Below are 12477 nucleotides of genomic sequence, written 5' to 3' on the forward strand. Positions count from 1 at the left end.
AGGCTCGGAACTGATGTCGGGTACCGAAGAGAAGCTCCGCCAGTACCTCAAGAAGGTCACGGCCGATCTGGGGCAGACACGTCGGCGGCTTCGTGAGATGGAGGAGCGTTCCCAGGAGCCGGTGGCCATCGTCAGCATGGCCTGCCGGTTTCCCGGCGGAATCACCTCGCCCGAAGACCTGTGGCAGCTGGTCGCCTCGCGCGGGGACGCGATCGGCGAGTTTCCCACCGACCGCGGCTGGGACCTGAACGGGCTGTTCCACCCCGACCCCGACCACTCCGGCACCAGCTATGTACGCCACGGCGGATTCCTCGACCGGGCCGACGGCTTCGACGCCACCTTCTTCGGTATCAGCCCCCGCGAGGCCCTGGCGGCCGAGCCCCAGCAGCGCCAACTGCTGGAGGTCTCCTGGGAATTGATCGAACGCGCCGGAATCGACCCCGCTTCGCTGAAGGGCACCCCCACCGGGGTCTACGCGGGCGCCGGAATCCTCGGCTTCGGCACCCCGCAGATCGAAAAGAGCGCGGAAGGATATCTGCTCACCGGAAACACCCTGAGCGTCGTCTCGGGCCGGGTGGCCTTCACCCTCGGGCTGGAGGGGCCCGCTGTGACGGTGGATACGGCATGTTCGTCGTCGCTGGTCGCGATGCATCTGGCCTGCCAGGCGCTGCGGCAGGGCGAATGCACCCTGGCCCTGGCCGGTGGCGTGACCGTGATGACCACCCCGAACGCCTTTGTGGAGTTCTCCCGCCAGCGCGGTCTCGCCCCCGACGGCCGCTGCAAGCCCTTCGCCGCCGCCGCCGACGGGACGGGCTTCTCGGAGGGCGTAGGACTTCTGCTGCTGGAGCGGCTGTCGGACGCGCGGCGCAACGGCCACCAGGTGCTTGCGGTGCTCCGGGGCTCGGCCGTCAACCAGGACGGCGCGTCGAACGGGCTCACCGCGCCGAACGGCCCCTCGCAGCAGCGGGTGATCCGCCAGGCGCTGATCAACGCACAGTTGTCGTCCGCCGAGGTGGACGCGGTGGAGGCCCACGGTACGGGCACCACGCTCGGCGACCCGATCGAGGCCGAGGCGCTGCTCGCCGCGTACGGCCGGGACCGGCCGGAGGACCGGCCGCTGTGGCTCGGCTCGCTGAAGTCCAACATCGGCCATACGCAGGGTGCGGCGGGTGTGGCCGGAGTGATCAAGATGGTGATGGCCCTCCGCCATCAGCTGTTGCCCGCCACACTGCATGTCGATGAGCCGACCCCACACGCGGACTGGTCCGGCGGGGCGGTGCGGCTGCTCACGGACCCGGTGGCGTGGCCGAGGAACGAGCGGCCCCGCCGGGCCGGGGTGTCCGCGTTCGGGATCAGCGGCACCAATGCGCATGTGATCGTGGAGCAGGCTCCTGAGGATGATGCGTCGGCGTCGGCTCCTGATGTGGGTGGGGTGGTGCCGTGGGTGGTGTCGGGGCGGAGTGTGGAGGCGTTGCGGGGGCAGGCTGCGGCGTTGGTTGAGCGGGTGGGTGGGGGTTCGGGGTTGTCGTTGGTTGATGTGGGGTGGTCGTTGGTTTCGTCGCGGTCGGTGTTTGAGCATCGGGCGGTGGTGGTGGGTGGTGATCGGGCTGGGTTGTTGGGGGGTGTGGAGGCGTTGGCGGGGGGTGTTTCGCATCCGGGTGTGGTGGAGTCGGGTGCGGCGGCGTTGGCGGGAGATGTGGGTCCGGTGCTGGTCTTTCCCGGTCAGGGTTCGCAGTGGGCCGGTATGGGCGCCGAGTTGCTGGAGGCGTCGCCGGTGTTCGCGGCGCGGGTGGCGGAGTGTGAGCGGGCGTTGGTGCCGTATGTGGATTGGTCGCTTGCGGATGTGTTGCGTGGGGTGGAGGGTGCGGCGGATTTGGGGCGGGTGGATGTGGTGCAGCCGGTGTTGTGGGCGGTGATGGTGTCGTTGGCGGCGGTGTGGGCGGGGTATGGGGTGTGTCCTGCGGCGGTGGTGGGTCATAGCCAGGGTGAGATCGCGGCGGCTGTGGTGGCGGGTGTGCTGTCGTTGGAGGATGGTGCGAAGGTTGTGGCGTTGCGGAGTAAGGCGTTGCGGCGGTTGGCCGGTGGTGGGGCGATGGCCTCCCTGGGCGTTGGCCAGGATCGGGCGGGCCAACTGCTCTCCGAGCTAGGAGACCAGGCCGCCGGAGTGGGCGTGGCAGCCGTCAATGGCCCCTCGTCCACCGTGGTTTCGGGTCCGCCGGAGCAGGTGGCCGCTGTCGTGGCCGGGTGTCAGGACGCTGACGAGCGGGCGCGGCTGATTGAGGTGGATTATGCCTCGCACGGTCCTCAGGTGGATGAGATCCGTGAGGAGTTGGACGAGGTCCTTGCTGGTGTCCGCCCGATTGTCGGTGGCGTGGATGAGGTGGTGTTCTACTCGACGGTGACGGGCGGCCGGGTCGATGCATCTGCCCTGGATACGGACTACTGGGTGCGGAATTTGCGGGAGCGGGTGCGGTTCGCCGAGGCGGTCGGGGCGCTGTTGTCCGATGGGTATCGGGTGTTTATCGAGGCCAGTACCCATCCCGTGTTGACCATCGGTATGCAGGAGTCTTTCGAGCTGGCGGGTGTGGACGCGGTCGCCGTACCGACCCTGCGTCGCGACCATGGTGGTCAGGCCCAGCTTCTCCACTCCCTCGGCCAGGCGTTCATCGCCGGGGTGGAGGTGGATTGGAGGGCGGCGTTTCCGGCCGACCCCACCCCCCGTACCGTGGATCTGCCCACGTACGCCTTCCAGCACCAGCGTTACTGGATGAACGCCTCGGGTGCGACCGGTGACCCCAGCGGGCTCGGCCTGGTCGCCGCGGGCCATCCGTTGCTGGGCGCCGCGGTGGAGCTGGCCGATGGAAGCACCCATCTGCTCACCGGGCGCATTGCGGCCGGTGGCGGTGATGGCTGGCTCGGCGAGCACATCGTGGCGGACGCCACCCTGGCCCCGGGCGCGGCCCTGGTGGAGTGGGCGTTGCGAGCGGCCGACGAGGTCGGCTGTGGTGGGGTCGAGGAGCTGGCGCTCCAGGTCCCGTTGGTGCTGCCCGAGTCGGGCGGGCTGCGTGTCCAGGTGGTGGTGGGCGCCGCGGCGGAGGACGGGCGGCGCGATGTGCGGATCTATTCCCGTCCGGATGGCGAGGCCGACCCGGGCGCCCACGTGGGCTGGGTGTGCCATGCCGAGGGGGTGCTGAGTCCGGCGCCGGAAGGCACGGACCGGTCGGCCGAGGGGCTGGGCGGCACATGGCCTCCGGCGGGTGCGCAACCGGTTGATCTGGAGGGGTTCTACGAGCGCTCCGCGGCGGCGGGTTATGCGTACGGGCCGTCGTTCCAGGGATTGCGCGCGGTGTGGTGGGACGGCGCGGACCTGCTGGCCGAGGTGACGCTGCCCGAGGTGGCGGGCGACGCGGACGGGTTCGGTATCCACCCGGCGCTGCTCGACGCGGCCCTGCACCCGGCCCTCCTGCTCGACACCGGGTCTGACCAGGAGCGGGACGGCGACCAGGTGTGGCTGCCGTTCGCCTGGAACGGAGTGTCGCTGTGGGCCGCTGGAGCCAGCACCGTACGCGTTCGGCTGTCCCCGCATCGGGGCGGTGCCGAGGGCGAGCGCGGGCTGCGGCTGGTGATGGCCGATGCCGTGGGCGACCCCGTTCTGACGGTCGACTCCCTGGTGACGCGACAGGCTGTCGTAGAGCAGTTGCGGGCCGGGGCGACGCGTGGTGTGGACGGTCTGTTCGTCCTGGACTGGACCCCACTGCCGCAGCCGACTCGAACCGACGGGCCGGTGGCCGATCGCGATGGCTGGGTGGTGTTGGCCACCGAGGGCGCTCGCCCGAATCTGGAGACGTTGCTCGCGAGGCTCGATGACGGGGGGCCGGTTCCGGCCGTGGTGCTCGCCGAGTTCCCGCGCCAGGACGCCGAGGCCGACGCCAATGCCGACGCCGTGGCCGACTTGGCGACTGCTGGTCTGGCGACTGCCGGTCTGGCGATGGCACAGCGGGCTCTGGCACTGGTGCAGAAGTGGCTTGCCGAGCCACGGCTTGCCGATGCCCGGTTGGTCGTGGTCACGCGTGGCGCGGTCACCGTCGCCGATGCCGAGGGCGGTACGGATGTGGCCGCCGCCGCGCTCTGGGGGCTTCTGCGGAGCGCTCAGGCGGAGAACCCGGGGCGCTTCCTGCTGCTCGACCTCGACCTCGACACCGACACCGACCTCAACCTTGACACCGACCTCGACCCGGCAGCCGACGCGAGCGCGGACAATGTACGGGGGGCCGTCGCGCGAGCGGTGGACCTGGACGAACCGCAGCTGGCCGTGCGGGATGGGCAGGTGTGGGTGCCACGGCTGATCCGTGCCTCCGCCGACAGCGGTCCGGAGGGGCGGGACGCCCCGGTGGCGCTCGATCCCGACGGCACCGTACTGGTGACGGGCGGCACCGGCACCCTCGGCGGCCTGGTGGCCGAACATCTGGTGCGCACCTGGCAGGTCGGCCATCTCCTCCTGGTGAGCCGTCGCGGGCCGGACGCCCCGCGAGCCGATGAACTGGCGGCGCGCCTGGAGGAGTTGGGCGCTCGGGTGCGGATCGCCGCCGTGGACGTCACGGACGCGTCGGCGGTGGCCGAGCTCGTGGCGGGGATCGACGCCGATCATCCGCTGACCGGTGTCATCCATGCCACGGGGCTGCTCGACGACGCGGTGGTGACCTCCCAGACGCCCGAACGGCTTGCCAGGGTGTGGGCGGCCAAGGCGATGGGCGCGGCGCATCTGCACACCGCCACTGCCGATCTTCCGCTGTCCCTGTTCGCGATGTTCTCGTCGGCCGCCGGCGTCCTGGGCAGCCCCGGTCAGGCCAACTACGCTGCGGGGAACGCCTTTTGTGACGCCCTTGCCGCCCACCGTCAGGCCCATGGACTCCCTGGATTGTCGGTGGCCTGGGGCCTGTGGGCCCAGTCAAGCGAGCTGACCGGAAAGCTCGCCGCGACGGACCGGGCCCGGATGTCCCGCTCGGGCATCACCGCGATGTCCAGCGAGAAGGCGCTGGGCCTGCTCGATGCCGCCTGTGCGCGGGGCGGCCCCTTCTGTGTCGCCGCCGCCGTCGACCCGGCCGGGGTGGCTCGTCAGGACCTTCCGGCGGTGCTGCGGGGGTTGGTGTCCGGCCGTGCGCGGCGGCGGGCCGCGGAGGGTGGTTCGTCGGCTTCGGGGTTGGCGGCTGAGTTGGTGGGGTTGGATGCGGCTGGTCGGTTGGGTGTGGTGGTGGATGTGGTGCGGGGTGGTGTGGCGGTGGTGTTGGGGTTTGGTTCGTTGGGTGAGGTGCGGGTGGATGCGGCGTTCAAGGAGTTGGGTTTTGATTCGTTGACGGCGGTGGAGTTGCGTAATCGGTTGTCGGTGGTGACGGGGTTGCGGTTGCCGGCGACGTTGGTGTTCGACTATCCGACGCCTCGGGCGCTCGCGGAGTATCTGTGCACCCGGCTGACCGGCACGACCGCGGGCTCCCGCGCTCCCCTCGCCGCGAGGGCCGACGCGGACGAGTCGATCGCGATCGTCGCGATGACCTGCCGCTTCCCGGGCGGGGTCAACTCGCCGGAGGAGCTTTGGGATCTGGTCGCCTCGGGTCGTGACGCCATCGGCGAGTTTCCGACCGGCCGGGGCTGGGACCTGGACGGGCTCTTCCACCCCGACCCCGATCACCCCGGTACCTCGTACGCGCGTGAAGGCGGGTTCCTTTATGACGCCGACGCGTTCGATGCGGCGTTCTTCGGGATCAATCCGCGGGAGGCGCTGGCGACGGATCCGCAGCAGCGGTTGCTGTTGGAGGCGTCGTGGGAGGTGCTGGAGCGGGCGGGGATCGACCCTGTGTCGTTGAAGGGCAGCCCGACCGGTGTCTACGCGGGCGTGATGTACCACGACTACGCCGCCGGGCTCAGCGGCGGCGACGCGCGGCTGGAGGGCTACGCCATGCTGGCCAGTTCGGGCAGTGTGGTTTCGGGTCGGGTGGCGTACACGCTGGGCTTCGAGGGTCCGGCGGTGACGGTTGATACCGCGTGTTCGTCGTCGTTGGTGGCGATGCATCTGGCGGCGCAGGCGTTGCGGCAGGGGGAGTGCACGCTGGCGTTGGCCGGTGGGGTGACGGTGATGGCCACCCCGGATGTGTTCACCGGTTTCTCCCGTCAGCGTGGCCTGGCCCCCGACGGCCGTTGCAAGCCCTTCGCCGCTGCGGCCGATGGCACCGGTTGGAGCGAGGGCGTGGGTGTTCTGCTGTTGGAACGGCTGTCGGACGCCCGCCGCAACGGCCATGAGGTGCTGGCGGTGATCCGTGGCTCCGCCGTCAACCAGGACGGCGCGTCCAACGGGCTCACCGCGCCCAACGGCCCCTCCCAGCAGCGGGTGATCCGGCAGGCGCTGGCGAGCGCCGGGTTGTCGGCGTCGGATGTCGATGCGGTGGAGGCGCACGGTACGGGTACGACGCTGGGGGATCCGATCGAGGCGCAGGCGCTGCTGGCCACGTACGGTCAGGAACGCCCGGCCGAGCGGCCGCTGCTGCTGGGCTCGATCAAGTCCAACATCGGGCATGCCCAGGCGGCGGCGGGTGTCGCGGGCGTCATCAAGATGGTGCAGGCGATCCGGTACGGAACGCTGCCCGCCTCGCTGCACATTGACGAACCCACTCCGCATGTGGACTGGGAGAGCGGTGCGGTGCGGCTGTTGACCGAGGCGGCGGAGTGGCCGAACGGTGAGCGGCCGCGCCGGGCCGGGGTGTCCTCGTTCGGCGCCTCCGGAACCAACGCCCATCTCCTTCTTGAGCAGGCCCCCGAGCCGGTCGAGCGCGTCACGACCGAGCCCGTGGCCTCGCCCGACCACCTACCGGCCGTGCCATGGCTGCTGTCCGCCCGGAGCGCGGAGGCGCTGCGCGGCCAGGCCGCCGCGCTGGCCGAACGGGCGGCCGGGCACCCGGAGATGTCGGCGGCCGATGTGGGCTGGTCGCTCGCGACCACCCGGGCGCTCTTCGAGCACCGGGCGGTGGCGTTGGCCGATGACCGTGCCGAGCTGCTGGCCGCCGTGGAGGCGCTGGCCACCGGTGAGCCTCATCCGGGTGTGGTGCTCCCCGGCAGTGGAGCGGCGGTGGCGGGCAAGACGGTGTGGCTCTTCAGTGGTCAGGGCAGCCAACGCCAGGGGATGGGGGCCGGGCTGTACGACCGGTTCCCGGTGTTCGCCACCGCGTTCGACGAGGTCTGCGGGCTGCTCGACCCCCATCTGGAACATCCCCTCCGCGATGTGGTCTTCCACGGTGTGGCCGAGCGGCCGGGGCTGCTGGACCACACCACCTACGCCCAGGCGGGGCTGTTCGCGCTGCACATCGCCCTGGCGCGGCTGCTCGACTCGTTCGGCGTAGGCCCCGACGCCGTCATCGGACACTCCATCGGAGAGATCGCCGCCGCCCATGTCGCCGGGGTCTTCGACCTCCCCGACGCCTGCCGACTCGTGGCCGCCCGCGCCACGCTCATGGGTCAACTCCCCAATGGCGGAGGCATGGCCACTATCGCCGCCACGGCCGACGAACTCGCCGAGGATCTGGTGGCGTACGACGGCCAGGTGGGCATCGCCGCCCTGAACACCCCCGGCAACACCGTGGTCTCCGGCCCGGTCGAGCTGGTCGCCGACATCCGCGCCACCTGGGCGGCGAAGGGCCGCAAGACCAGAACGCTGACGGTCAGCCACGCCTTCCACTCCCCGCTGATGGACCCCATCCTGGAGCCGTTCGCGCGAGCCATCGACGGCCTGACCTTCCACCGGCCCACCCTTCCGGTGCTCAGCAACCTCACCGGTGAGCCGGACGATGAGGAGATGGCCACGCCGGACTACTGGGTGCGGCACATCCGCCAACCCGTACGCTTCCATCCCGCCGTCACCCGTATCGCGCCCGAAGCCGGTGTCTTCCTCGAGCTCGGCCCCGACCCCGTCCTGGCCACCGCGACCCAGCACACCCTCCAGCACCTCGCCACCGATGAGGCGACGGCCGACACCGATGAGGCGATGGCCGCCACCGACGAGGCGGCGGCCGCCACCGACGAGGGCGAGGGCGAAGGCGAAAGCGGGACCGGGCGGCCGAGCCCGCTGGTGGCGGCCACTTTGAGCCGCAAACGCCCCGATGTCCACGCGCTCGGCCACGCCCTCGCCCAACTGCACACCCATGGCGCGAACGTCGACTGGGCCCACTGGTTCCCGGCCGATCCGGCGCCCCGGACGGTCGATCTGCCGACGTACGCCTTCCAGCGCGAGCGCTACTGGCTGGCGGCGGGCGGTGGCGTCGGGGACGTGGCGGCCGCCGGGCTACAGCGCGTTGAGCACGCGCACCTACCGGCGGCCGTCGGACTCGCCGATGGCGGGCTGGTGCTGACCGGCCGGGTTACGGCCGGGGGCGCCGGGGGCTGGCTGGCCGAGCATGTGATGGCGGGCGCCGCGCTGGCGCCGGGCGCGGTGCTGGTGGAGTGGGCACTGCGGGCCGCCGACGAGGCGGGCTGTGGCGGGGTGGAGGAGCTGGCGCTCCAGGTCCCGCTCGTCCTGCCCGCGTCCGGCGGGCTGCGCGTTCAGGTGGTGGTCGGCGTGGCCACCGAGGACGGGCGGCGCGATGTGCGGGTGTACTCCCGGCCCGACCGCGATGTGGAGCCCGGCACCGAACCGGGCTGGGTGTGCCACGCCGAGGGCATCCTGGGCCTGCCGTCTCCGCGGAGCCCCGCGCGGGGCGCGGTCGGTGAGCCGGGTCCGGTGTGGCCTCCGGTGGGCGCGGAGCCCGTACGGCTGGACGGGTTCTACGAGCGCGCCGAGGCGTCCGGGTACGCGTACGGGCCGTCGTTCCGTGGACTGCGGGCGGTATGGCGGGACGGCGCCGAGCTGCTCGCCGAAGTGGCGCTGCCCGAGGCCGCCGGAGACCCGGACGGGTTCGGGATCCACCCGGCGCTGCTGGACGCCGCGCTGCATCCGGCGTTCCTCCTGCACCGGCCCGAGGAGGACCACGACGACGGCCGGGTGTGGCTGCCGTTCGCCTGGAACGGCGTATCGCTGTGGGCGGGCGGTGCCACGACGGCACGGGTGCGGCTCTCGCCCCGGCGGCAGGAGGCTGGTGGCGCCGAGGGCGAGCGCGGGCTGCGGGTCGAGGTGGCGGATGCCGTGGGCGGTCCGGTGCTGACCGTCGACTCGCTGGTGATGCGACCGGCTGCCGTCGACCAACTGCAAACCTCCGGTGGGCCGCGGGTGGACGGGCTGTTCACCCTGGAGTGGACGTCCCTGCCCATTCCCACACAGGACACCGATACGGAGGGCCAGGAGCCGGATCCGGCGGACGGCGGCGGTTGGGTGGTTCTGGGGCCGGACGAGTGCGGGCCGGTCGTGCCGGGCGCGGTACGCCATCCGCACCTGGAGGCGTTGGTGTCCGCACTCGACGATGACGGCACCGTTCCCTCGGCGGCCATCGCGTATCTGCCCGCACTTGGCGACACGTCCGAGAAGCACATCGGCACAGACCTGGCGGCCGACGCTCTGGCGGCCTCGGAGTGCGTGCTGGAGTTGGTGCGGGGCTGGCTGGCCGAACCTCGGCTGGCCGACGCCCGGCTGGTGGTGGTCACGCGGGGGGCCGTCGCGATCGACGCACCCGAGGCGGAGGCCCCCGGAGGCGGCGGCGTGGACATGGCCGGGGCCGCCGTGTGCGGACTGGTGCGCAGTGCGCAGGCGGAGAACCCGGGGCGGTTCCTTCTGATCGATCTCGACCCGGAGGATGTGCCGCTCCCGGAGGACGAGCCGTTCGCGGAGTACGTGCCGCTCGCGGAGGATGTGCGCAGCGCGGTGGCGTGGGCGGCGCATCTGGACGAGCCGCAGATCGCGCTGCGGGCGGGGCGGCTTCGGGTGCCCCGGCTGATGCGTGCCGGTGGCGCGAGCAGCGGCGGTGTGGCTGCGCTGGTGGGACAGCCCGCGTGGCGGCTGGAGCTGACCGGCGCGGCCACGCTGGAGAACGTGAAGCCGGTGCCGTGCCCGGAGGTGCTTGAGCCCCTCGGACCACACCAGGTGCGGGTGGCGGTGCACGCGGCCGGTATCAACTTCCGTGACGCGCTGATCAGTTTGGGCATGGTCCCGGGCCAGACGGGGCTCGGTGGCGAGGGCGCCGGCGTGGTGCTGGGCCACGGCCCCGAGGTGACCGGGCTCGCCGTGGGCGACCGGGTCATGGGGGTCTTCGACCGCGCGTTCGGCCCGACGGCGGTGACCGACGCCCGCATGGTGGCGCCCATTCCCGCCGGGTGGACCTATCCGCAGGCGGCCTCGGTGCCGGTGGCGTACCTGACCGCCTGGTACGGGCTCGTGGAGCTGGCCGGGCTCCGGGCCGGGGAGTCGGTCCTGATCCATGCCGCGACCGGCGGTGTGGGCATGGCGGCCGTACGGATCGCCCGCCACCTGGGGGCGGAGGTCTACGCGACGGCGAGCCCGGCGAAACACGGTGTGCTGGAGGAGATGGGCATCGACGCCGCCCACCGGGCCTCGTCGCGCGATCTGGAATTCGAGGAGCTGTTCCGCGAGGCCACCGGCGGACGTGGCGTCGATGTGGTGCTCAACAGCCTCACCGGGTCGTTCGTTGACGCCTCCCTGCGGCTGCTGGCCGAGGGCGGTCGGCTGATGGAGATGGGCAAGACGGACCTCCGTGACCCGGGGCATGTCGCGGAGGAGCACCCTGGGGTGACGTACCAGGTCTACGACCTGATCACCGACGCCGGACCCGAACGCATCGGCCGGATGCTGGGCGAACTGGGCCGGCTGTTCACAACCCGAGCCGCCGAGGCCGACGAGGCCGCCGGAGCTACCGGGGCCGCCGGAGCTACCGGGGCTCCCGGGGCCGCCGAGGCCGCCGGAGCCGCCGAAGCTACCGAGGCCGCCGTAACCACCCGAGCCGCCGAGGCCACCGGACCCACCGGAGCGCCCGGATCCACCGGAGCGCCCGGATCCACCGCGGCCCTGCCGCCGCTGCCGGTGCGGACCTGGCCGCTGAGCAGGACACGTGAGGCGCTGCGCCACCTCAGCCAGGCCAAGCACACCGGCAAGCTGGTCCTGGACGTCCCCGCCCCGGTGGACCCGGACGGCACGGCCCTCATCACCGGTGGCACCGGCACGCTGGGCGCGCTGGTCGCCGAACACCTCGTACGGGTCTGGCGGATCGGGCATCTGCTGCTGGTGAGCCGCCGGGGCCCGGACGCGCCCGGCGCCCAGGGTCTCGCCGCCCGGCTGACCGCCCTGGGCGCGCGAGTACGCATCGTCGCGGCCGATGTCACCGACGCGACAGCCGTGGCCGATCTGGTGGCCGGGGTCGATCCCGCGCATCCGCTGACCGCGGTCATCCATGCCGCGGGTGTGCTGGACGACGCCGTCGTCACCGCGCAGACCCCCGAGCGGCTGGCGCGGGTCTGGGCGGCGAAGGCCACCGCCGCGGCGCATCTGCACACCGCGACGGCACATCTGCGCCTGGGCGCGTTCGTGCTGTTCTCGTCGGCCGCCGGGGTCATGGGCAGCCCGGGACAGGCCAACTACGCGGCGGCCAACGCCTTCTGCGACGCGCTGGCGGCCCACCGCCGGGCGCTGGGCCTGCCGACGGTCTCGGTGGCGTGGGGCCTGTGGGCCGAGGCCAGCGAGATGACCGGCGGCCTCGCCGACGCGGACCTGGCGCGGATGTCCCGCTCGGGCGTCAGCGCGATGGCCGCGGACCACGCCCTCCGGCTGCTCGACGCGGCCTCCGAGCACGGCGGCCACCAGCTGATCGCCGCGGATATGAACCCCCGTGTCCTCGCCGCCCAGCCCGCCGACAGCCTCCCCGCCACGCTCCGCGCCCTCGCGGCCTCCGGTGCCGGTGGCGCGGCGTCGCGGCGCACGGCGGCGGCAGCCGACACACGGTCGGACGACTGGGCCGACCGGCTGGCGGGCCTGTCCGCCGCGGAACAGCACCGCGCCGTCCTCCAGTTGGTCCGTGGCCATGTGGCCACCGTGCTCGGACACGCCGACGCCGAAGCGGTGCAGGCGGACACCAACTTCAAGGAGCTGGGCTTCGACTCGCTGACCGGTGTCGAACTGCGCAACCGGCTCGCCGCCGCCACCGGTCTGCGCCTGCCCGCCGCGCTCGTCTTCGACCATCCGGACGCGGCCGTGCTCGCCAGCTACCTCCTGGGGCGCATCGCGCCTGCCGTCGGTGCCACACCGGGCCGGGGAGGCGCCGATCCGGTCCTCAACGAACTGGCCAGGCTCGAAACCACCCTGATCGGCCTTGAGATGGAAGACGACGACTCGGGGGCGGTCACGGCGCGGCTCGAAAGCCTGCTGGCGAAGTGGAAGGCGACACGAAAGCCGGCGGAGGAAGAGATGACCGCCGCGGAGAGGCTGGAGTCCGCGTCCGCGGCCCAGGTTCTCGACTTCATCGACAACGAACTGGGCGTGTCCTGAATGTGCCGGGT

Annotated in this window: 1 protein-coding gene; it reads left to right on the forward strand. The window is 72.2% G+C overall.

Features of this window, described 5'->3' with window-relative positions:
• Positions 1 to 13: 13 nt before the first annotated feature.
• A complete protein-coding gene (locus tag ACJX2R_RS44475) occupies positions 14 to 12466 on the forward strand; it encodes an SDR family NAD(P)-dependent oxidoreductase (protein WP_413104717.1) in 12453 nt (4150 codons plus the stop codon).
• Positions 12467 to 12477 lie beyond the last annotated feature (11 nt).

It is taken from the genome of Streptomyces sp. Inha503 (assembly GCF_047215865.1).
Taxonomy (GTDB): Bacteria; Actinomycetota; Actinomycetes; order Streptomycetales; family Streptomycetaceae; genus Streptomyces; species Streptomyces lycopersici.